The following is a 21,411-nucleotide window of genomic DNA, read 5'->3' on the forward strand; positions in this document are numbered from 1 at the left end:
TCAGGCCACCTTCTGGTTGCGGCGCTCGGCGATCATGCGCTGCGTGTTGCGCAGCGCGACGGCCATGATGGTCGCCGTCGGATTGGTGGCGCCCGAGGTTGGGAAAGTCGAGGCGTCCATGACATAGAGGTTCGGCACGTCATGGCAGGCGCCCCATTGATCGACGACCGAACGCTTGGGGTCGTCGCCCATCACGGTGGTGCCGATCAGGTGCCAGCCGGATTCGCGCACCGGTGTCGAAACCAGCGTCTCGATGGCGCCGGCGGCACGCACCGATTCCAGGCAACGATCGATATTGAACTGCAAGAGCCGGTTGGAGTTCTCGTTGACCTTGTAGATGATCTGCGGCGCCGGCAGGCCATCTGAATCGACCAGATCCTTCGACAGCACCACTTGGTTGCTCTCCTCCGGAAGGTCCTCGCCGACGATGCCCCAGATCAGCGAATGACCGAAGCGGCGGGCGACATTCTCATGCAGATTGGCGCCCCAGAAATCCTGGAACCGGCCTTCCTCGGCGACATAGACCTTGGAGCCGATCGCGCCGGACACGCCGACCGGTCCGCCCGACGGCATGCAGTTCCATTTCGAGCCGCGCACGAAGCCGCGGCTTTCGTCGGTCTCGTAGAACTCCAGCGAATAGACCTGCTGACCGAACGGGCCGCGCCAGGAATCGAGCGGGTCCTCGTAGGACGCAAGCACACTGGCGAAGGGATGCATCATCAACCGCTTGCCGACCATGCCCGAGGAATTGGCGAGCCCATCCGGATTCCTTGAGCCGCCCGACATCAGCAGCAGCCGCGGCGTGCCGACGCCGTTGGCGCACAGGATGACGACCTTGGCGCGCTGGCGTCGGTCGCGACCATTGGCGTCGACATAGACTACGCCGGTGGCGAGCCCCTGGTCATTGGTTTCGATCTCCTTGACCCGGGCCCGGGTGATCAGTCGTGCGCCGGCTTTCTGCGCCAAAGGCCAGTGTGACCGGTCGGTCGTCGACTTCGCCCCCTCGGGACAGCCGGTAAGGCAGGTGCCGCGGCGCACGCACGGATTGAGTTCGCCGAACTTCTCCGACGGGATGGCGTTGCTGCCGGGCCACCAGTGCCAGCCCATCTTCTCCATCCCGAGCGCGCCGCGCAGGCCGACGGACCCCATCGGCAGCGCCGGAAAGGGATAAGCGCCGCGCGGCGGAAAGGCGGGATCGCCCGCAAGACCCGATACGCCCACCTCGCGCTCTATCTCAAGCTGATAGGGCAAGAGGTCCTCGTAAGTGAACGGCCAGTCCTCGGCCACGCCATCCATCGAGCGCACCCGGAAATCGGACGGCAGGAAATGCATCCACTGCGCGCCGTAGAGCGTGGCGCTGCCGCCGACGCCGGCGAACATCAACGGGTTGATGTCCGTCGTCGACGTATCGACGGGATAGTCGTTCGGATTATCGCGGACGTTGGGATTGGGATGCCAGAGCTTGGTGCTGACCAGTTCGTGCTCCGGCCGCGCCCCGGTATAGTCGGCATAGTCCGGCCATTCTCCTTGCTCGAGCACGACGACGGAGATGCCGGCGCGCGCCAGATGAAGCGCCGCGACCGAACCGGAAGGTCCGGCACCGACGATCACGACATCCACCTCCTCATCACGTCTCGCCCGTGCACTACGGTCCGCCAGAATTTCAACCGTCATTCTTTTCCTCCCTCGAGGTCCAACGACCACATCATTTCTCAGGCGAGCCGCGTTCGGTAAAAGGCCGCGGCGCCGATGATGATGATGCCTTTGATGATGAGCTGCATCTCGATCGGGAAGCCGAGCAGCAGCACGAGATTGTTGATCACCACTAGCACGGCAACGCCGAGCAGGGCGGCGAAGACATTGCCGCGCCCGCCGGAAAGCGCGACCCCGCCCATCACCGCCGCAACGATCGAATCCAGCTCGTAGCCCTGTCCGACCCAGTTCGACACCGTGCCGACATAACCGAGCAGGAAGAGCCCGCCTATCCCGGCACAGACCGAGCAGATGACGTAGCAGAGGATCACGACGCGGTCCGGCGCGACCCCGTTCAGAAACGCGGCTTTTGGATTGCTGCCTACCATGAATATTTCCCGGCCGAGGCGCGACCGATGCAGCACAATGCCAAAAGCAATGGCGAGAAAGGCCAGGGTGATCAGATTGACCGGAATACCGAAAATCCGTCCGGAGGCCAAAAAGCCCATGCCGGGCGGCAGGGTACTAATCGGCGCGCCACCGGTGTAGGCGAAGCGTGCGCCCTGCAGGATGATCATCATCGCCAGCGTCGCGAGAAACGGGCTGACATTGCGCTTGGCCACGAGCCAGCCATTGACCAGGCCGACCACCGCCGACAGGGCGATCGCGACGATGAAGATCATCGGGATCGCCTCGTTGGTCGTGGCCTTGAATGCGGTCGCCAGCACGGCCACCGTCGCCATCAATGAAGCCACAGAAAGATCTAGGCCGCGCACCAGGATGACAAAAGTCTGGCCGACGACCACCATGCCGAGGGGTGCGGCGATCGTCAGCACATTGACCAAATTGGCCGGCCGCAGAAAGGTCGGTGAAGCGATGGCTGCAACGACCATAAGCGCGACCAGGAAGATCACCAGTCCATAGCGTTCGAAAACGGACGCTATGGAAATGCTTTGCGATCGCTGCAGCGGGGTCTCGAGAGGCGTCATCGCTATTTCCGCCTCGCGCTGTGAATGCCGACCGCGATGAGGATGATGAGACCCTGAATGACCCACTGGTAGTAGGACGAGATATTCACAAAATTCAGCAGGCTGTTGAGCATAGTGACAAGCAGCACGCCGAGGAACGTGCCGAGCACGCCGCCCCTGCCCCCCGCCAGGATGGTGCCGCCGACCACCACCGGCGTCACCGACTGCAATGTCAGCGCGACGCCGATGCGCGGGTCGCCGACGCCGGTTCGCGCGGTCAGGAAAATCGCCGCTATGCCGGCGCATAGGCCCGACAGCGCATAGGCGAGCACCACGATGCGGTCGACAGGCAGGCCGTTCAGCCGCGCCGCTTCCCGGTCGCCGCCGGCGAAGTAGATGCTGCGGCCGGTGCGCGTCCGCTGCAACCAAAGCCCGGCAAGCGCGAAAATCACCACGAGCACGATGGCGCTGATCGGAATGCCGCCGATTTTTGTATAGGCGATGTCAGCAAAGGCGCGCGGTACCGAGCCGCCGGGCTCCTTGCGGTACATCAGCGTGCCGCCGAAGATGATCGAGGACATGCCGAGTGTGACGATCAAAGGATGGACGCGCAGCACGACGGTCAACAGGCCGTTGATCGCGCCGACCCCGGTCGCGGCGATCAGCGCCAGCGGCAAGGCAAGCCAGACCAGATCCGGGCGCCATTCCAGGAAGTTGGCCAGAAAGACGGTGAGCGCGCCGACCAGCGAGCCGATCGCCAAATCGATGCCGCCCATCAACACGACGAAAGTCTGGCCAAGGCTGACCATGCCGAGCACGATGAGCTGCTGGAGCAGATTGCCGATGTTGCGCCAGGTCAGGAACCGGTCGGACAAAAAGCCGCCGGCAACGGCAAGCAGCACCAGCAGCACTGCCACGATCAGGTAGGAAAGCATCAGCCGGTTGCGGCGAATGTCCATGGCGATCGCCCTCATCCGACCGGCTCCGCATGCTGATCCATGTCTGTCTTGCGGTGTTCGACCGATCGCACCGCGAGATCCATGATCGCCTCCTCGCCGAGGGCATCGCCCTTGATCTCGCCGACGATATGGCCCTGCGCCATCACGAAGACCCTGTCGGAGAGACCGACGATTTCGGGCAGCTCCGAACTGATCATCAGCACGCCGACGCCCGAATCCGCCAGCCGACGCACGATGCGGTAGATCTCCACCTTGGCACCGATATCGACGCCACGCGTCGGTTCGTCGAGAATGAGCAGCTTGCTGGCGATCCGCGACCAGCGGCTGAACAGCACCTTCTGCTGGTTGCCACCCGAGAGATTGCCGATCTTCACGTCAGGCGACGGTGTCGCCACCGAAAAATCCTGGATCTGCCGCGTGGCCACCGCACGTTCTTGCTTACGGTCGATCAGCCCGCGTTTCGTTATGGCGTCGAGATCGGGCGCCACGATATTGGCGGAGATCGGCAGACCGAGAAACAGGCCATCGTCCTTGCGGCTCTCGGTCAGAAAACCGAGCCCATGGCCGATCGAGCCCTTGGGAAGCTTTCTTTCAAATGGCTTGCCATCGAATTCGATGACGCCGCTCTCGACGGCCCGCGTGCCGAAGATAGCCTCGGCAACCTCCGTGCGTCCCGAGCCGACCATCCCGGCCACGCCGACGATTTCGCCAACCCTGACGTTGAGGCTGACGTCGCGGACACGCGGGCCGGCCCTGAGATTGCGAACCGTGAGCACATCCGGACCGTCCGCAGGTGCTGCACGCCGCGGCGGATAGATCTGGCTGAGCCGGCGACCGACCATCTTGGTGATCATCTCTTCGCGCGTGAGCGCGCTCACCGGGCTCGTGCCGACGAGCTGGCCGTCCTTGAGGATCGTCACCCTGTCGGCGATTTCGAAGATCTCGTCGAGCCGATGGGAGACGTAGACGATGCCGACGCCTTCGTTGCGCAGCCTGCGCATATTCTCGAACAGAAGATCGACCTCGCGGCCGGCGATGACCGCTGTCGGTTCGTCCAGGATGAGCAGTCGCACCTTGCCGACCAGGGCTTTTGCGATCTCGACCATCTGCTGATCGGCAAGCGGCAATTCGTCGATCTTGGCGTGGGTTGGAATATCGACGCCGAGCTGTGCGAGGATTTCGGCGGCACGAGCGTGGCGGGCGCGGTTCGAAATGAGCCCCAGCAGGCCGCGGGGCTGGGCATCGACCAGAATGTTTTCGGCAACCGAAAGTTCGGGAAAGAGCGCAAGCTCCTGATGGATGACATGGATACCGGCAGCGCGCGCTGCCTTCGGCGACTGCCAGGAAACCGGCTTGCCGAGATAGGTGATGGTGCCGGAATTGGGTTTGGTCACGCCGCCCATGACGCGGATCAGCGTCGATTTGCCCGCGCCGTTCTCGCCCAGAAGTGCGTGGATCTCGCCTGGTTGCACGGCGAAATCGACCTTGTCCAGGGGTTTGACTCCAGGATAGTCCTTCTCGATCTGGCTGAGCTCAATAACAGACGCTGACATATCCGGCGCTCGAACTGTTCAATTCACGTCCGGTGCGCGCCAAGCTTGGCGCGCACCGGGTCGCTTGGGAGGCTACTTCGGATAGTCGGGATTGAATGTGCTCGGATTATAGCCGGCGGGCAGCCCGTTGCTTGGCGACAGGTCGCCCGGATCGTCCATGCTGACGTGATCGAGCAGATGCCTGTCGCCCTTGACCGACACCGTGTCCGCACCCGGCGACGTGACGACCTGGAAGCTCACCTCGACCTTGTCCGGCACCGAAATGCCCTTCATCACGTCGAGCGCGGTCTCGATGCCGGTGATGCCCATCGATGTCGGATAGTCGATGCCGACCATCTTGATGTTGTGCTGGTTGGCCAGCTGATACATCCGGGCGACGTCGCCACCGGTCATCGGTGGGAATTCGCCGGCCTTGTAGCCGGCGTCGAGGAACGCTTCGATCGCGCCATAACCCTGGAGCGCACTGTCGGCCAGGACGCCGTTGATGTTCTTGCCGTGCTTCTGAATCAGCGCCGCCATGACCGACTTGCCTGTGGCCGGATTCCAGTCGCAATACTGCTTCTCGAGCACCTTGATGTCAGGGAATTTCGAGAACACTTCCTCGTTGGCCTTGATGCGGATTTCCGCCACGCTGGAACCGGCAATGCCGGGCAGCATCACGATGTTGCCCTTGCCGCCGAGCGTCTCGCACAGCCACTGAGCCTCGAGGCGGCCAAGCGCCCAGTCGGACGCGGTGACATAGGTGATGTAATTCGACGCCGTCTTCACCTTGCGGTCGACCATGACGACGGGAATGTCCTGCTCCATGGCGCGGCCGACGACTGAATCGAGCGCGTCCTCGGTCGAAGCGGCGATGAGCAGGATGTCGACGCCCTGGCTGATCAGATCCTGGATATCGGCGATTTGCTTGGAAGGATCGTCATTGGCGTCGGTCACCAGCAGATGGGCGATCTCATCGCGATGCTGGCCGGCGGACCAGAGAACACCATGCTGGAAGGCGACGCGCCAGGCATTCGAGATCGAGGCGTTGGAGAAACCGATCGTATAGGGACCGTCCTTCTTCCACTTCGATGTGTCGACCATGGTGTTGGCATTGGGATTCCACATCCAGGTGCGCGGCGCGCCATAGTAACCGGGCTTGGTTTCCGGTTCGGCGGCGACGGCGGCACTGGTCTGGGCGAGCTGGATGGCCGGCGCCGCGACGATGGCCGCGGCTGCGGCCGGCATGCCCCTGATGAAGCTTTTGCGCGAGATTTTTTGATCTAGTATGCTCTTTACTGACATTTGTTCCTCCTCCTGAACATTCAATAGAATGTTGGTAGTTATCCTGATAATAATTGAAGTATTATTCTGAATCCTCTCCCGTTCAGAACATTGCGGATTGACCACGATTGGGCTCAAATTAACAATTGATAGCCGGGAAAGGTCAACCTTCGGTCTTGTAATAGCTGCTATTACATTTTTGCCTGTTGGGAAGGATTGAAAATACGATCTAAAACGGGTGCCGGGCGCTTGAGGTGCGTTCCGTCGGAGGAGAGGCCGTGAATATTCTCGTTGTCCTGCGCATGATTCCGGATTCCGCCGGCGAGCTTCAGCTTGCCGAGGACGGGCGCGGCATCGATCGCGAGTGGCTGGATTTCCAGCTCAACGATTTCGACGATCATGCACTCGAAGAAGCGATTTTGCTCAAGGAAGCGAGCGGCGCGACTGTGACGGCGGTTGCCATTGGCGAAGGGGCCAACCGGGTCCTGCAAATGGCTGCCGCCCGAGGCGCCGACGAAGTCATCGCCCTTCAAACCGAGGACGATGCGATGATCTCCTCGCGCACTATAGCCGCCACGATCGCAGCGACGGCGCGCGGCAAATCCGCCGATCTCATTCTCTGCGGCGTGCAGTCGACCGAGGATGTCTTCGGCCAGCTCGCACCCTATGTCGGCGCGCTGCTCGACTGGCCGCATGTCTCCGGCACCAACCGTGTTGTCGCCGACGGTGCCGGATTGCGGGTGACGCAAGAGCGTGGCGCGGGCGTTGCCGTCACCTATGAGATGGCCTTGCCCGCGGTGCTCGGCGTGCAGACCGCTTCCAAGGCGCCGCGCTACGTCTCCGGCAGCAAGCTGCGCGAAGCGTCGAAAACTCCGATCGGTCGGGCCACGATCGAGCCGTCCGGCTTCGCGCGTTCCGCAGAGATTCGTGAGCTTCGCCTGCCAGCGCAGGGCGGCTCGGGTGAAGACCTCGGCAACGACGCCGAGAATGTCGCCGATCGACTGGTCACTATCCTGGCCGTCAACGGTCTGACCGCCAACGGTCTGGCAAGGAAGTAAGCCATGAAGATGATAGCTTGCACCGAAGGCCGCTCCGACAAGATCGAAGCCTTCTCCCTCGAGATGATCGCCGCGGCGCGTTCCGTGGCAGCGGCTGGCGACGAGGTGGTTGCCTTCTTCGCCGGCCAGGCCGCCAACGCGGCAGCTTCTTCCCTGGGGGCAGCCGACCGGCTGATCGCCGCTGACGCCGTCGGATCCGATCTGATCCCTGCCGAAGCCTATGCGCGCCTGTTGCGCGATACGGTCGCGGCCGAACAGCCCGATCTGGTGCTGGTGCCCTACTCGGCGAACGGACTGGATGTCGCGGCCGACATCGCCGCGCGCACCGGCTGGCCGCTCCTGTCTTATGTCAATGAAATCAAGCGGGACGGCGAAAGTCTGAATGTCGTCGCGCAGATGTATGGCGGCAAGGTTCTTGCCGAATGCGTGGTCAAGCTCCCCGCGGTCCTGATGGTCAATCCGGGCGCCTTCGAGGTGGCCGTGCCAAGCCCTGTCAACGCCGCCAGGGTGCAGCAATTCGATGCCATGCCTGCCATCGAAAGCAGCAAGGTCAAGATGGTGGCCATCGATGTGCCGGACTATGCCGATGTCGACCTGACGACCGCCGAACGGATCGTCTGCGTGGGTCGCGGCATTGGCGACGAGGCGAGCATCGACATTGCCCGCGACCTGGCGACGATCCTCGGCGCCGAGATCGCCGGCAGCCGCCCCGTGGTCGACAATGGCTGGCTGCCGAAGCTGCGCCAGGTCGGCAAATCGGGCCAGAAGGTCAAGCCCAAGCTTTATCTGGCGCTCGGTGTCTCCGGCGCGCCCGAGCATCTCGAGGGCATGTCGCATGCCGATCTGATCATCGCGGTCAACACCGATCCGAAGGCGCCCATCTTCAACGTTGCTCACTACGGCGCAACCTGTGACCTGTTCGATCTCGTCGCGAGCCTGAGCGACAGGCTGCAGGCGCCGCCGGGCCGTTGAGATGGCATCGACTTTAGTCCTCTGGATACTACTGACCTCGGCAATCGCAATGACAGGCTGGCGCGCGCGCCATTACGTGACCGCGCTTGCCAATGCGCCGAAATCTGCCCGTTTTGACCAGCCGATGCGGCGCCTGGAGGGCGTGGCAACCGCCATCGGCCTGCACAGGAAGATGTTGCGCAAGCCGCTCGCCGGCGTGCTGCACGCGATCATCTTCATTTCCTTCTTCGTCCTGTTCACCGCGACGATCGAGGCTTTCGGCTCGCGCCTGTTTCCGGGATTTTCACTGACGCCCATTGGGGGCGAGACCTGGATCGCCAGCCTGCAGGATTTCTTCGCGGTGCTGATGCTGATCGGCGTCGGGCTTGCGCTCTATCAGCGTTATGTCCTGAGACCTGCTCGGTTCAAGGGATCGAGCGGCAGCGACGCGGCGATCATTTACGTGCTGATCGTGCTGATCGTAGGCTCGCTGCTGTTTGAAGCGGCGGCGCGCATTCTGGGCGGCGCGGACGGTTCGTGGCGGCCGGTCGCCTCCTGGCTTGCCAGCCTGCTCGGCCGCGCCGGTGCGCCGGCGCATGTCATGCAAGAGATATGCTACTGGCTGCATGTCGGCGCCATCCTCGCCTTTCTCGTCTATATTCCCGGCTCCAAGCATCGGCATATGTTCCTGGCCGCGCCGAACATCTATTTCCGCAATCTTGAACCGCGCGGCACCGCGCCGGCGGTACCGCGCGAGCGTGAAAGCCCCGGCGTCGACAAGCTCTCCCAGTTCGACTGGAAACAGCAGCTCGACCTTCTTTCCTGCACCGAATGCGGACGCTGCCAGGCAGTCTGTCCCGCCTATTCGGCGGGCCTGCCGCTCAGTCCCAAGATGCTGATCACCGACATGCGCGACGCCCTTGGCGGCGTGCCGTCGAAGGCCACGCTGGTCGGCGGCGTGATTTCAGAGGCCACGCTGTGGGCGTGCACCACCTGTCGCGCCTGCATGGAGGCGTGCCCGGTAGAGATCGAGCACCTGCCGAAGATCATCGACATGCGCCGCCATCTGATTGACGAGGGCCATGTCAGCCCCGGGCTTCAGGACGCGTTGTCGAACCTGACCCGTCTCGGCAACTCTATGGGCAAGCCGTCGAAGATGCGGGCGCGCTGGACCAGGGAGCTCGGCTTTCCGGTCAAGGACGCGCGCAGCGAACCTGTCGACGTCCTGTGGTTCGTCGGCGACTACGCGTCCTTCGATCCGCGCGTTCAGGAGATCACCCGCAAGGTTGCCGAGCTGCTGACTGCCGCCAATGTTGATTTCGGCATTCTCTTCGACGCCGAGCGCAACAGCGGCAACGATGTGCGGCGCGCCGGAGAAGAGGGCCTGTTCGAGACGCTGGCTCAGTCCAATATCGATGAGATCAAAGCGTGCAGCTTCAACAGGATCATGACCACGGATCCGCACAGTTTGAACGCGCTGAAGAACGACTACCGGCACTTCGGCGCGGCGTTCGAGGTTCTGCATTATACGGCGCTACTCGCGGAACTGATCGCGGTAGGAAAGCTCGACCTTGTCGTGGCCGACGGCGCCAGAGTTACCTATCACGATCCCTGCTATCTCGGGCGCTACAATGGCGGTTTCGATGCACCACGCGAACTGATCCGCGCCGCCGGTTATCAGCTTCACGACATGCCGCGCTGCCGCGAGAATTCCTTTTGCTGCGGCGCCGGCGGCGGCCGCATCTGGCAGAACGACGACGGGGTGACCGAGCGGCCAAGCGAGAACCGGATACGCGAAGCGCTGAGCCTGGGAGACGTCGCATATTTCGCCGTCGCCTGCCCGAAGGACAAGGTGATGTACACCGCCGCGGTCGATGCCCTCGGCGTGGCCGACCAATTGAAGGTCGTGGACATAGCGGAACTTCTAGTGCTGCGCACAGGCGCGGCGCTCGAAGAGGTAGCGGTGGGAACGACCTGACGGAATGCGATCCCGGAGATCGAGGCAAGTACCATGGGCAATATGTCCCGAACGAGGAGTGAGCGGTCATGTCGACGATGAAAATCGGCTTTGTTGGCGTCGGGAAAATGGGCACGCCGATGGCGACTCGCCTCATCAATGCCGGCTGTGACGTGACGGTCTATGACGTCGACCGCAAGGCGGTGCAGGACCTTGCAGCCGCGGGGGCGAAGGTCGCCACCAGCGCGAGCGGGGTCGCCGATATTGCCGAGATAGTCTTTGCCAGCCTGCCGAGCCCGCAGATTCTTGAAAAGGTCGCACTCGGCGAGGCTGGCATCGCCGAGGGTAAGGCGGTTCGGATTTTTATCGACATATCAACGACCGGCCCGCGCACAGCAGCCAAAGTTGCCACGAGCCTTGCCGAGAAGAAGATAGCCATGATCGATGCGCCGGTCAGCGGCGGTTTGAAGGGTGCCCGCAACGGCACGCTTGCCGTGATGGTATCAGGACCGAAGCCGGCTTTTGAGATCGCAAGGCCGGTGATCGAGAATTTCGGAAAGATCTTTTACATGGGTGAGGTTCAAGGTGCCGCCCAGACCATGAAGCTTGCCAACAACCTGCTTGCGGCGGCAGCGCTCGCCGTCTCTTCCGAAGCGATCGTCATGGGTGTCAAGGCAGGCCTCGATCCCAAGGTCATGATCGACGTTATCAACGCCTCCAGCGGCCGTAACAGCGCGACTGAAGACAAGTTCCCCAAGTCGGTGCTGCCTCGCACCTTCGATTTCGGTTTCGCGACCGGCCTGTCCTTCAAGGACGTGCGGCTTTGCGTCGATGAGGCCGAGGCGATCGGCGTGCCGATGGTGGTGGGCAGTGCCGTTCGTCAGTTGCTGAGCGTAACGAACCAGCTCTACGGGCCCGACTCGGATTTCACCTGCATGGTAAAGACCGTCGAAACATGGGCCCATGTGGAGGTTGGCTCGGCCGAGAAGCCGAATACTGCCGAAGCGAGCTAAACGATGAGCGCCGGACGTTATGAAATCCATGCCGTACGCTACGGCCATTTCGAGCGCCGCTCAGGAGAGAATTTCCTCGGCGGCGACACGCATGACGTGCCCATGCCACTCGACTATTTCGTCTGGGCGATCGTCGGCGAAGAGCGCACCTTCATCGTCGACACAGGCTTCGACAAGCCGACCGGCGACAGACGCGGCCGCAGTATCGTCAGGCCTGTCGACGAGGGCTTGGCGGTCATCGGTATCAACCATGCGGATGTGACCGACGTCATCATCTCACACATGCACTATGATCATTGCGGGAACCATCATCTGTTCCCCAACGCGATGTTCCACTTGCAGGATGCCGAGATGGAATTCGCGACCGGCCGCTGCATGTGCCACCATGCGATGCGCCATCCATTCGAGGCTGAAGATGTCGCCGCCATGGTGCGGCGCGTCTATAACGGCAAGGTCTGCTTTCACGATCCGGAGTCGCGGATCGCACCTGGCATCACGCTTCACAAGATCGGAGGCCACTCGCGCGGGCTTCAAGTGGTACGCGTGGAGACCGACAATGGCGCCGTGGTAGTCGCTTCCGATGCCGCCCATTTCTACGCCAATATGGAGCGCGAAAAGCCTTTCCCGGTCTTCGATCGACTGAGCGACGTGATCTTTGGGGTCGAGCATATGAAACAACTTGCCAGTTCCCCGGCTCACATCGTCCCAGGGCATGACCCGCTGGTGCTCAAGCGCTTCGCGCGCACCCGCATCGACGTTGAAGACATCGTAAGCCTTGCTCACCCCACGCCCTGAGCTTGCTCGCCTCGATGATTTTTCGACTGATTTCAGAAGCACGATCGGCTACGTTTTAGATTGTGCGAGCTGTCGTGCCTCTTCATTGGTCGGCAGCCGCACGATGATATCGGTGTGCAACCGGGTATAGTCGGCGAGCCCGTATTCGGATGTATCGAAACCTGGGAGCGGCGCATGGGAATAGGTTGGAAAAACCGATCGGTCCCTGTCGGCGACGCCAAGAAACGCGTCCGTTCCGACAGGCGGTAGCCGGGCTTCCCACACGAAAATGCCTTTCCCCCTGTTCGTCCGAACCAGACCGCGGCTCTGGCAACCCGTCTCATCGCCAACTGAAGCGAAGCAAGCGAAAAAGCGCCTTGCGTCGATTTTCCGTTCGTGTAAAACGATTTTCGGAAATCGTTTTACGCGATTGTGCGAGAGGCGACCTGGAGGAGACAGGGTAACGTGACCGCTTCGATAAAGGATGTCGCGAGACAGGCTGGCGTTTCCCCTGGAACCGTCTCGAACGTGTTCAGCGGCAATCGCGCTGTGCGTCCCGATCTTGTTGCTCGTGTGCGGAAGGCGGCCGAGGATCTTGGCTATCAGCCCGACCGCGCTGCGTCGCAGCTGCGTGCCGGCAAGGCGCGTGTTGTCGCTGCGCTCGTGCCGGACCTGAACAACCCATTTTTCACCGGATTGATCGCGTCCATCGAAGCGAGCCTTCGCGATGACGGGATGGATATCATCGTGGCCAGCTCGAACGGAGATCCGTTTGAGGAACAAGCGCGCCTGTCGGCGCTGCTGGCGTGGCGTCCGGCCGGCCTGGTCGCAGTGCCTTGCACCGACGATTTTGCCTGCCGGGATCTTATCGCCCGAGCCAGCGTGCCATGTGTCGTCGCAGATCGCGTGCCCAATCTATTCGACGGCGACGCCGTGACCGTCGATAACATCGATGCCGGGCGAAAAGCTGCCGAACATTTGGTGGGACTTGGGCATCGCGACATCGTCGTCGCTGCTTCTACGCTGAAGTTAAAGAACATCCGCGAGCGGTGCGAAGGCATCGAGCAGGTATTCGCGTCGCGCGGCCTGGCGAAGCCGACATTGATCGAGGTCGGCCTCGATTTCGAAACGGCCTCCGATCGGCTGGCCGGGTTCATGGAGGGCGATCAGCAGCCCACTGCCTTTCTCGCCTTGACCAATTTCGGCACGCTGGGGGTTCTTGCCTCGCTCCAGAAATGGGGGCTGAGCGTTCCTCGCGACATATCTGTGCTGGGGTTCGACGATTACTCCTGGATGCGTGCGGTCGTTCCCCCGCTGACGGCGATTCGACAGCCGGTCGAGGAAATGGGCCGCGAAATCTGGAGCCGGTTGAGGGCCCGGATCGGCGGCTCCACCGAGCCGGGCTTCCGTCTGAAATTGAGCTGCGAACTTGTGGTACGCGCGTCAACCGCGCAACTGGCCGCGCGCGCACCGCAAGCTGCGCGCGGAGATCCGTCTGGAAGGAGACTGCCGGCGCAAGACTGAGAACGCACTCGCCTGGCCTGTGCTCGGGCGAGCCAACTCTGAACACATCAGCAATTCCGGACGCGGGGGAGATTCCCGCGAAGGGCTGAGCTTTGCCGACGCCGAGGCGCCGTCGCGAAGCTTGAATCGCAAAGCGCCAGCAAGTGGAGGATGACATGAAGAAGGCGACACTGTTCGGCTCGATTTCCGGGGCGGCGCTGCTAGCAGCGTCGACGGTAACGGGACAGGCACAGGGCATCGACTGGAAAAGCCAACTCGGCGACCACAACGGAAAGACCGTGCGAGTGATGACGATCACGGATCCGTTCATCGACTCCATGAAAAAGACGACCGACGGCTTCACCAAGCTCACCGGCGCAAAAGTGGAGATCGATGGCTATGGCTACGACGCGCTGCACGAGAAGGAGTTGATCGTCTGCTCGCAGAACGACAGCAGCTACGATGTGCTGCTGATCGACGGCATCTGGATCGGTGAATTCGTCGAGGCCGGCTGCATCGACAGCGCCGAAGAGCAGATTTCCGGCGGCGACCCCAAAGTGTTTGCCTGGGACGACTTCACACCTTCGGCAGCGGGCCAGGCGAGCTGGGATGGGCAGCGGATATGCGTCCCCGTCGGCATCTACTACGAACTCATGTATTATCGAACCGATCTCTTCGAGCAGGCTGGGATCGAGGTGCCCAAGACCTTCGAAGACCTGAAGAAGGCGGCACAAACCTTCACGAACAACCCGAAGTTTCCTGGCGTCTATGGCTACGCGATGAACAACAAGCGCGGCGCCGCTGCCGGACAGCAGTGGTTCGAGTGGATTTATAGCGCGGGCGGCAAGCCCTGGGCCTCCAACGACATCGGCTCCACAGAACCCTATGCAGACCAGACCCCGCTCTTCAATTCCAAGGAATCGGTCGACCTCGTCCAGTTCTTCAAGGACATGGTCGCCTACGGGCCGCCGGGCGTCGAATCCTTCGCGTGGGATGAACGTGCCAACGCGTTTGCGGCTGGCAAGCTTGCCATGATCAACGACTGGTCCGTGCGCGCCCAGATCGCGAACGATCCCAGTCAGAGCCAGATAGCCGGCAAGTTCAAGGCTGCCCTGATGCCACACAAGGACGGCGGCAAGACAGTCTCGCCCGTCGGCGGCTGGATCGCCTGCGTCAATGCCCACGGCGCACAGAAAGACGCCGCGTGGGACTACCTCAAATGGTTCGGCAGCCCGGAGGTGCACAAGGATTTCGTGCTGGCGGGCGGACCCCCGAGCCGCCTCTCGGCAATGGCCGACAAGGATGTCCAAGCGAAGTATCCGTGGACTGAAGTTCTGCTCGAGGCGCAGAAGGATTCCTGGGTCGAGGTGCGTCCGCGTCACCCGCTGGCGTTCCAACTGATCGATACGGTCGGAGCAGATGTCAACAAGGCGATCATCGGCGAGGTTACCCCACAGGCGGCGATGGACAACGCCAACAGCCAGGTCACCAATCTGCTGAAGCAGAACGGTTTGCTGAAATAGCCTGCTGCTACTGCGGCAGGGTCTCCCGCCTGACCGCAGAGCGGGCGGCCGGACCTTTCAAGGTCCGGTCGCCATCTTCCACATGAGGATCATCGACCATGACCCTGGCGCCATCGAACGTGAAAATCTCAAGCCATGCGAGCCGTCGCGCCTTCTACCTGGGCGATCGCTTTCAAATGGCTGCGTTCATCGGGCCGACCTGTGTGTTCCTCGCGCTTCTGACCGTCTGGCCGTTTCTCTATTCCGTATATCTCAGCCTGCATTCTGTGAAGCTGACCGCCCTCAAGCGTGCCGTCTTCGTCGGTCTCGACAACTATGTGAACCTGTTCGCGGACGGACTTTTTCTGCGGGCGATGTGGAACACAGCGCTGCTGGCGGTCGTCTCGATCATCTTTGAAATCCTGATCGGCTTCGTGGTCGCGAAGGCGTTTGTAAGCCTGGCCCACCTGAAATGGGCGAACGGCCTGCGTTCGCTTTTTCTTATGCCGATGATGGTCACGCCGCTGATCGTCGGCATGATCTTCTCCTATATCTTCAACCCTGTTCTAGGCATAGCAAACTACATCCTGGGCGGCGTCGGCATCGCCCCCGTATCCTGGTTCGGCGCCTCGACGACGGCGATGTTCTCCATCCTCCTGATCAATGTCTGGCAGTGGACACCGTTCATGATGCTGCTGATCATGGCCGGACTGTTCTCGATCCGCTCCGATCTCTATGAAGCCGCCCGCGTCGACGGTGCAAAATGGCACCATGTGCTGCGGTTTCTGGAGATCCCGTCCATTCGCGGCATCGTGCTGCTCGGCATCATTCTTCGCGTAATCGATACGCTGCGCTTCTTCGACATAATCTACGTCACCACCAGAGGGGGGCCGGGCGATTCCACCATGGTGCTGACGCTGTATGCCTATCAGCAGAACTTCCAGTATTTCCAGGCAGGGGTCGGATCGGCTGCGGCTGTGATCATTCTCGCTATCTCCATCGTCATCACAACATTCGCAGTTCGGCTGCTACGGAGGATCGAAGATGAATAGTCCCCTTCGCCGTCGCGACTTGGCACCGCTGGCTCTGGTTCTCCTCTTCGTATTCATCTCGATCGCACCACTGCTGTGGATGGCGCTTGGCGCTTTCAAGCCGACCGCGCAGATCATCGCGATTCCGCCGGTGTGGATTCCCGATTTCACCTACCTGCAGAATTTTCGCGATGTCCTCACCCAATTCTCGCCCTTCATTCTGAATTCACTGATCGCGACGGTCGGCGCCACCGCGCTCGCACTGGTGCTGGCGGTTCCGACTGCTTTCGGTCTGGTTATATCAAGGTTTGCAGGCAGGGAGGCGATCGCCGACTGGATCTTGTCGACGCGCATGATGCCACCCATCGCCGCAGCTGTTCCGCTATTTGTCATCTTCCGTGGCGCAGGCCTCCTCGACACCTTGCCTGCGCTGATCATCGCTTACGCCGGTTTCAATCTTCCATTCGCCGTGTGGATGTCGATGTCATTCGTGCGGCGAGTCCCGAAGGAGCTCATCGAGGCTGCCCGCCTCGAAGGGTGCTCCTGGTGGCGTGTGCTGTGGGAGGTTGTGCTGCCGCTGAGCCGCAGCGGCCTCGCCGCGGTGGCAACCTTCGTTTTCATCTTCGCCTGGAATGAATTCATGCTCGCATTGTTCCTGACCACCCGAGAGGCCAAGACCTTCCCGGTCGTCATCTCGTCATTCATCGGAACCGGCCGCGTCTACTGGGAGTACATCACGGCCGCGTCCGTCATCCAGTGTCTGCCGCCCGTCCTGTTTTCCTTCTTCATGCAAAAACACATCGTGTCCGGCATCACCATGGGCGCGGTGAAGGACTGAGCCATCCAAGCAAGCGACGCAACGGAAAGACATGCCATGATCCCAATTCGCGGAAAGAACAAATCGGCGCTTGTCACAGGCGCCTCGCGCGGCATCGGCCGTGCCATTGCAGAACGATTGGCTGCCGAGGGGTACCGCGTTTTCGCCAACGACCTGCGGGCACGCAGCGCGGAACTCGACGACTTGGTCAAGACGGTCGGCTCCAGCGGCGGTCTATGCGAACCGGTTTTTTGCGACGTCAGCGATCCGGCTTCCGTCAGCGCGATGGCAGACGACTGCCTGTCCAAGGCTGGCAATTTGGATGTCCTGGTCAACAATGCCGGCGTGCTGTCGGTCCATCCCGTGGACGAAATCGAGCCCGAGGAATGGGACCGGATGTTTGACGTCAATGTCAAGGGCACGTTCCTCGTCACCAAGGCGCTGCTCGCGCATTTCCGCGCGAAAGGCGCCGGCCGCATCGTCAATATTGCGTCCATCGGAGGAAAGCGCGGCGGGCCCGGCCAGTCGCATTACTGCGCATCGAAGGCGGCCGTCATCAACTTCACCCATGTTCTGGCGATGGAGGTTGCGAGGGACGGAATTACGGTGAATGCGGTCTGCCCCGGCATCATCGACACGGATATGGGGCGCAACAATTACCGGGACGCCGAATCTTTGCGAAGGGTCGAGGAGAAGACGGCGATGGGCCGCCTGGGATACCCGGCCGACGTGGTGGGCGCGGTGGCGTTCTTCCTCTCCGACGACGCTGCTTTCATCACCGGCCAATCGCTCAACGTGGATGGCGGGATCATTTTCCACTGACCGACGGCTTCGTCGAGTCGGCCGGCAGCATAAGGGAGACCAGGAATGGGCGAGATCACACTGGACGGCGTAGTCAAGCGCTTCGGAGCGCAAGAGGTCATCCGGGACGTGAGCCTGACGGTGAAGGACGGCGAGTTCGTCGTGTTCGTAGGACCCTCCGGCTGCGGCAAGTCCTCGCTGCTTCGCTTGATCACGGGCTTGGAGGAGCTTTCCGCCGGCCGCATCCTGATAGACGGGGTCGATGTTTCGGGCAGGCCGCCTTCCGAACGGCACCTCGCGATGGTTTTCCAGTCCTACGCGCTTTTTCCGCACATGACCGTTGCGCAGAATATCGGCTTCGGTCTTCGCGTCGCTGGAACCCCGAAGAAGGAGCTCCAAAGCAAGGTCCGCGCGGCCGCGCAGACGCTCGCCCTGGAGCCCTATCTGGAACGCTATCCGCGTCAATTGTCCGGCGGCCAACGTCAGCGCGTCGCCATCGGCCGCGCGATCGTCAGGGAGCCGGAGGCTTTCCTGTTCGACGAGCCGCTCTCCAACCTCGACGCGGCGCTACGGGTGCAGATGCGCCTCGAGCTCATTCGTCTCCATGATGATCTCAAGACCACCATGGTCTACGTCACTCATGACCAGGTCGAGGCGATGACGATGGCGGATCGGATCGTCGTGCTGAACGGCGGCCGCGTCGAGCAGTTCGACACGCCGATCGCACTTTACGACACGCCGGCAAACAGCTTCGTGGCCGGATTTATCGGCTCACCGAAGATGAACTTCATCCCGGCCCGCGCCGCTGGCCAGAGGACGGTGGAATTTGCGCGCGGCACGGTCGACATACCGCGCCTCAAATCGCCGCTCCCTGCGGGCGAGGTCTCCTTCGGCGTGCGGCCGGAGCACCTGCGCTACAGCAATACGTCCGGCCTTTGGCGCGGCCGAATCCTGATCGAGGAACAGCTTGGCAGCGATGCCTTCTTCACTGTGGAGGTCGACGGACTCGGCCCGTTGACCGTCAGAGCCGTTGGCGAGCGCGGTTACCGGCGAGGTGACATGATATTCCTAACCCCGGACGCTGCACGCAGTCATGTCTTCGATGAGGCTGGTGCAACCCTGTCGCATTGCGAAGTCTAACATCGCGGCTGTTTCATTCATTCCACCACAGAAGAGGTCCTAGACATGTACATGGAGAAGCTTCGGCTAGATCAACGATTGGCCGTCGTTACCGGCGGCGCTCGCGGGATCGGGCTGGCGATCGCGCACGCCCTGTCAGAGGCAGGCGCTCGCCTTGTTCTCCTGGACCGCGACCCCGACGTGCTCGCCGGCGGTCGTGCCGAATTGGCCGGACATGGTTTCGAAACAGAAGCCCATCTCGTCGACGTCACCGATTCAGAAGCGGTGCGCCAGGTCGCGGATCGAATTGCCGAGAAACATGGTGTGATCGATGTCCTCGTCGCCAACGCCGGGATCGGTCGTCCGCCCGCTGCGGCCGAAGATGTCTCGGACGAAGACTGGCTGGCCGTCAACGACGTGAACCTCAATGGCGTGTTTTGGTGCAATCGCGCTTTCGGCCATCATATGCTCGCGCGCCAACGGGGTGCGATCGTCAATATCGGTTCCATGTCCGGATCGATCGTGAACCGTCCGCAAGGACAATCCCATTACAACGCCTCGAAGGCAGCCGTTCACCACCTGACCAAGTCGTTAGCGGCCGAATGGGCAGGGCGTGGTGTCCGCGTCAATGCGGTGGCTCCGACCTACATCGAGACGCCCCTGATAGCGCATGCCGAGGCGAGTGGCCTGGCTGATATATGGCGTCGGGACACACCGATGCACCGCTTCGGGCAGGCCCACGAGGTTGCAAGCGTCGTGCATTTTCTCGCGTCCGATGCCGCCAGTCTCGTCACTGGCGCGATCGTGCCGGTGGATGGCGGCTTCACCTGCTGGTGAGCCAGTATCGCGGCAGTAAACAGCACCTGATTTCAAGAAACATCGAAAGGAATGACAATGAATAAGCTGGGGGTTCATGCGCTTGTTTGGGAGGCAGGCTGGAGCCATGACGAGTGCGCGCGTGCCATTGCAAAAACTGCTGAGGTTGGGTTCGATTACATCGAGGCGCCGGCGCTTGATCCGAGCTCCATCGACGTCGATTTTACGCGTCGCCAGTTGGAGAAGAACGGCATCGGCATCAATCTTTCGTTGGGCCTGGACGCCGACACCGACATATCGAGCGGCGACAAAGCAAAGGCGGCCCGCGGCAAGGCGAAGTTGGAACAGGCGCTAAGCGTCGCACGCGATGTCGGCGCGACGCATGTCTGCGGTATTCTCCACTCGGCCTTTCAAAAGAACGCAGGCCCGACCACCGCCGACGGTGTCGCGATGTCAGCCGACATACTCCGGCAAGTCGCTGAAACGGCCGCCAAGAGCAGCATCACACTCGGTCTCGAGGTGGTCAATCGCTACGAATCCAACGTGCTCAACACAGCTTCCCAGGGTGTCGAGCTGTGCAAGCGTATCGGCGCCCCCAACGTCAAGGTGCACCTTGACGTGTACCATATGAATATCGAGGAATCCGATATTCCCTCGGCGATCAAGGAAACTGGCGACTATCTCGGCTACTTCCATACCGGCGATTCGCATCGCGGTTACATGGGATCCGGGAGTATCAACCTCGCCGAAGTGTTCCGAGCCATAGTGGCTGCCGGTTATGACGGTCCGATCGCATTCGAGAGTTTCTCATCACGCGTCGTCGGTCAGCCGCTCGAAGGTATTCTGGGCATCTGGCGCAACCTTTGGGAAGACGGGCACGACTTGGCGTCGCACGCACTGATGTACACGCGCGCGCAGCTGAAATCCGCTCAGGAGAGTCTGAGGCAGGCGGAGCGCAGTCGTCTGCCATGAACAGTGCGCCGTTCCGGCCAGTGGACATCGATCTCCCGTCGCTCTCCAGCTACCTGCGCGAAAGCCAGGGGCCTGCACGGCGTCTGGTGGCCATTGCCGGAGCACCTGGGTCGGGCAAGAGCGCGTTCGCGAACCGGCTGCGCGCGGAACTCAACACTGCTTGGCGCGGGATCAGCCAAATCGTGCCGATGGACGGCTTCCATTTCGATGACCGAGTCTTGGAGGAGAGAGGGGATCGCGCACGCAAGGGTGCTCCGCATACGTTCGATGTAAATGGTCTCCTTGCCATGCTCGATCGGCTGCGCGCCGATGATGGCACCGACGTCGCTATTCCCGTGTTCGATCGCGCACTCGAGATTTCGCGTGCGGGTGCGGAGATTGTGTCGCCCTCAATGCGGATCATCCTGGTCGAAGGCAACTATCTGCTGCTCGACGATCCGAAATGGGCGGCATTGATGTCGCGGTTCGACGTTGAGATATCGCTTAGCGTTCCGCGGTCGATACTCGCCGAACGACTGACGGCACGATGGCAGAACCTTGGGCTTTGTCCCGAAGAAGTCTTAGCCAAAGTGGAGGCCAACGATCTGCGCAACGCAGATCTTGTGATAGCCAGGAGCAGGCCAGCGAATTACGTGGTGCGGAATTTTTGACGGGCCTTCGGG

Annotated in this window: 19 protein-coding genes; 14 read left to right on the plus strand and 5 right to left on the minus strand. The window is 61.6% G+C overall.

Annotated elements, in window-relative coordinates:
- The 5 genes from AC0L26_RS20710 to AC0L26_RS20730 form a co-directional block, all read right to left on the minus strand.
- Positions 1-1,674 carry a GMC family oxidoreductase gene (locus tag AC0L26_RS20710; RefSeq protein ID WP_473634250.1) on the minus strand — a complete coding sequence of 558 codons (1,674 nt, stop codon included), beginning with the start codon at positions 1,672-1,674 and terminating at the stop codon, positions 1-3.
- 38 nt (positions 1,675-1,712) lie between these two features.
- A complete protein-coding gene (locus AC0L26_RS20715) occupies positions 1,713-2,681 on the minus strand; it encodes an ABC transporter permease (RefSeq protein WP_473634251.1) in 969 nt (322 codons plus the stop codon).
- A 2-nt stretch (positions 2,682-2,683) separates the two neighbouring features.
- The gene (locus AC0L26_RS20720; RefSeq protein ID WP_473634252.1) at positions 2,684-3,634 is read right to left on the minus strand and encodes an ABC transporter permease; all 951 of its coding nucleotides are present in this window, start codon (positions 3,632-3,634) and stop codon (positions 2,684-2,686) included.
- Positions 3,631-5,172: a sugar ABC transporter ATP-binding protein gene (locus AC0L26_RS20725; RefSeq protein WP_473634253.1), complete on the minus strand. Its 1,542-nt coding sequence runs from the start codon at positions 5,170-5,172 to the stop codon at positions 3,631-3,633. Before AC0L26_RS20725 ends, AC0L26_RS20720 begins: the two co-directional genes overlap by 4 nt.
- Before the next feature lie 72 nt (positions 5,173-5,244).
- Positions 5,245-6,456 carry a substrate-binding domain-containing protein gene (locus tag AC0L26_RS20730; RefSeq protein WP_473634254.1) on the minus strand — a complete coding sequence of 404 codons (1,212 nt, stop codon included), beginning with the start codon at positions 6,454-6,456 and terminating at the stop codon, positions 5,245-5,247.
- 257 nt (positions 6,457-6,713) lie between these two features.
- On the opposite strand from AC0L26_RS20730, the gene AC0L26_RS20735 reads away from it, so the two are divergent.
- From AC0L26_RS20735 to AC0L26_RS20800, 14 genes are all read left to right on the plus strand, one after another.
- Entirely contained in the window at positions 6,714-7,493 is a 780-nt protein-coding gene (locus AC0L26_RS20735) for an electron transfer flavoprotein subunit beta/FixA family protein (RefSeq protein WP_473634255.1), read from the plus strand.
- Positions 7,494-7,496: 3 nt separating this feature from the next.
- A complete protein-coding gene (locus AC0L26_RS20740; RefSeq protein WP_473634256.1) occupies positions 7,497-8,465 on the plus strand; it encodes an electron transfer flavoprotein subunit alpha/FixB family protein in 969 nt (322 codons plus the stop codon).
- A gap of 49 nt (positions 8,466-8,514) precedes the next feature.
- Positions 8,515-10,422, plus strand: a complete 1,908-nt coding sequence (locus AC0L26_RS20745) for a heterodisulfide reductase-related iron-sulfur binding cluster (RefSeq protein ID WP_473634257.1) — start codon at positions 8,515-8,517, stop codon at positions 10,420-10,422.
- Between the two features lie 68 nt (positions 10,423-10,490).
- A complete protein-coding gene (locus tag AC0L26_RS20750; protein WP_473634258.1) occupies positions 10,491-11,414 on the plus strand; it encodes an NAD(P)-dependent oxidoreductase in 924 nt (307 codons plus the stop codon).
- A gap of 3 nt (positions 11,415-11,417) precedes the next feature.
- On the plus strand, positions 11,418-12,209 hold the full coding sequence (locus tag AC0L26_RS20755; protein WP_473634259.1) for an N-acyl homoserine lactonase family protein: 792 nt from the start codon (positions 11,418-11,420) through the stop codon (positions 12,207-12,209).
- Positions 12,210-12,653: 444 nt separating this feature from the next.
- Positions 12,654-13,712, plus strand: coding sequence for a LacI family DNA-binding transcriptional regulator (locus AC0L26_RS20760; RefSeq protein ID WP_473634260.1), 1,059 nt, complete (start codon positions 12,654-12,656; stop codon positions 13,710-13,712).
- 155 nt (positions 13,713-13,867) lie between these two features.
- Positions 13,868-15,214, plus strand: coding sequence for an extracellular solute-binding protein (locus AC0L26_RS20765; RefSeq protein ID WP_473634261.1), 1,347 nt, complete (start codon positions 13,868-13,870; stop codon positions 15,212-15,214).
- Positions 15,215-15,312: 98 nt separating this feature from the next.
- Positions 15,313-16,245 carry a carbohydrate ABC transporter permease gene (locus AC0L26_RS20770; RefSeq protein ID WP_473634262.1) on the plus strand — a complete coding sequence of 311 codons (933 nt, stop codon included), beginning with the start codon at positions 15,313-15,315 and terminating at the stop codon, positions 16,243-16,245.
- Positions 16,238-17,062, plus strand: coding sequence for a carbohydrate ABC transporter permease (locus AC0L26_RS20775; protein ID WP_473634263.1), 825 nt, complete (start codon positions 16,238-16,240; stop codon positions 17,060-17,062). The genes AC0L26_RS20770 and AC0L26_RS20775 overlap by 8 nt, the downstream gene beginning before the upstream one ends.
- A gap of 36 nt (positions 17,063-17,098) precedes the next feature.
- Complete coding sequence (locus AC0L26_RS20780) at positions 17,099-17,863, plus strand: SDR family NAD(P)-dependent oxidoreductase (protein WP_352936408.1); 765 nt, start codon at positions 17,099-17,101, stop codon at positions 17,861-17,863.
- Positions 17,864-17,908: 45 nt separating this feature from the next.
- A complete protein-coding gene (locus AC0L26_RS20785; RefSeq protein ID WP_473634264.1) occupies positions 17,909-18,982 on the plus strand; it encodes an ABC transporter ATP-binding protein in 1,074 nt (357 codons plus the stop codon).
- A gap of 45 nt (positions 18,983-19,027) precedes the next feature.
- Positions 19,028-19,798: an SDR family NAD(P)-dependent oxidoreductase gene (locus AC0L26_RS20790; RefSeq protein WP_473634265.1), complete on the plus strand. Its 771-nt coding sequence runs from the start codon at positions 19,028-19,030 to the stop codon at positions 19,796-19,798.
- A gap of 57 nt (positions 19,799-19,855) precedes the next feature.
- Positions 19,856-20,749 carry a sugar phosphate isomerase/epimerase family protein gene (locus AC0L26_RS20795; RefSeq protein WP_473634266.1) on the plus strand — a complete coding sequence of 298 codons (894 nt, stop codon included), beginning with the start codon at positions 19,856-19,858 and terminating at the stop codon, positions 20,747-20,749.
- Complete coding sequence (locus AC0L26_RS20800) at positions 20,746-21,399, plus strand: nucleoside/nucleotide kinase family protein (protein WP_473634267.1); 654 nt, start codon at positions 20,746-20,748, stop codon at positions 21,397-21,399. The genes AC0L26_RS20795 and AC0L26_RS20800 overlap by 4 nt, the downstream gene beginning before the upstream one ends.
- Positions 21,400-21,411 lie beyond the last annotated feature (12 nt).

This window comes from Mesorhizobium sp. WSM4823 (assembly GCF_055811195.1).

What these genes read in the sequence shown, in the direction of transcription:
- AC0L26_RS20710 (WP_473634250.1), bottom strand. Translation starts at nt 1,674, where the DNA reads ATGACGGTTGAAATTCTGGCGGACCGTAGTGCACGGGCGAGACGTGAT.
- AC0L26_RS20715 (WP_473634251.1), bottom strand. Translation starts at nt 2,681, where the DNA reads ATGACGCCTCTCGAGACCCCGCTGCAGCGATCGCAAAGCATTTCCATA.
- AC0L26_RS20720 (WP_473634252.1), bottom strand. Translation starts at nt 3,634, where the DNA reads ATGAGGGCGATCGCCATGGACATTCGCCGCAACCGGCTGATGCTTTCC.
- AC0L26_RS20725 (WP_473634253.1), bottom strand. Translation starts at nt 5,172, where the DNA reads ATGTCAGCGTCTGTTATTGAGCTCAGCCAGATCGAGAAGGACTATCCT.
- AC0L26_RS20730 (WP_473634254.1), bottom strand. Translation starts at nt 6,456, where the DNA reads ATGTCAGTAAAGAGCATACTAGATCAAAAAATCTCGCGCAAAAGCTTC.
- AC0L26_RS20740 (WP_473634256.1), top strand. Translation starts at nt 7,497, where the DNA reads ATGAAGATGATAGCTTGCACCGAAGGCCGCTCCGACAAGATCGAAGCC.
- AC0L26_RS20745 (WP_473634257.1), top strand. Translation starts at nt 8,515, where the DNA reads ATGACAGGCTGGCGCGCGCGCCATTACGTGACCGCGCTTGCCAATGCG.
- AC0L26_RS20750 (WP_473634258.1), top strand. Translation starts at nt 10,491, where the DNA reads ATGTCGACGATGAAAATCGGCTTTGTTGGCGTCGGGAAAATGGGCACG.
- AC0L26_RS20755 (WP_473634259.1), top strand. Translation starts at nt 11,418, where the DNA reads ATGAGCGCCGGACGTTATGAAATCCATGCCGTACGCTACGGCCATTTC.
- AC0L26_RS20765 (WP_473634261.1), top strand. Translation starts at nt 13,868, where the DNA reads ATGAAGAAGGCGACACTGTTCGGCTCGATTTCCGGGGCGGCGCTGCTA.
- AC0L26_RS20770 (WP_473634262.1), top strand. Translation starts at nt 15,313, where the DNA reads ATGACCCTGGCGCCATCGAACGTGAAAATCTCAAGCCATGCGAGCCGT.
- AC0L26_RS20775 (WP_473634263.1), top strand. Translation starts at nt 16,238, where the DNA reads ATGAATAGTCCCCTTCGCCGTCGCGACTTGGCACCGCTGGCTCTGGTT.
- AC0L26_RS20780 (WP_352936408.1), top strand. Translation starts at nt 17,099, where the DNA reads ATGATCCCAATTCGCGGAAAGAACAAATCGGCGCTTGTCACAGGCGCC.
- AC0L26_RS20785 (WP_473634264.1), top strand. Translation starts at nt 17,909, where the DNA reads ATGGGCGAGATCACACTGGACGGCGTAGTCAAGCGCTTCGGAGCGCAA.
- AC0L26_RS20790 (WP_473634265.1), top strand. Translation starts at nt 19,028, where the DNA reads ATGTACATGGAGAAGCTTCGGCTAGATCAACGATTGGCCGTCGTTACC.
- AC0L26_RS20795 (WP_473634266.1), top strand. Translation starts at nt 19,856, where the DNA reads ATGAATAAGCTGGGGGTTCATGCGCTTGTTTGGGAGGCAGGCTGGAGC.
- AC0L26_RS20800 (WP_473634267.1), top strand. Translation starts at nt 20,746, where the DNA reads ATGAACAGTGCGCCGTTCCGGCCAGTGGACATCGATCTCCCGTCGCTC.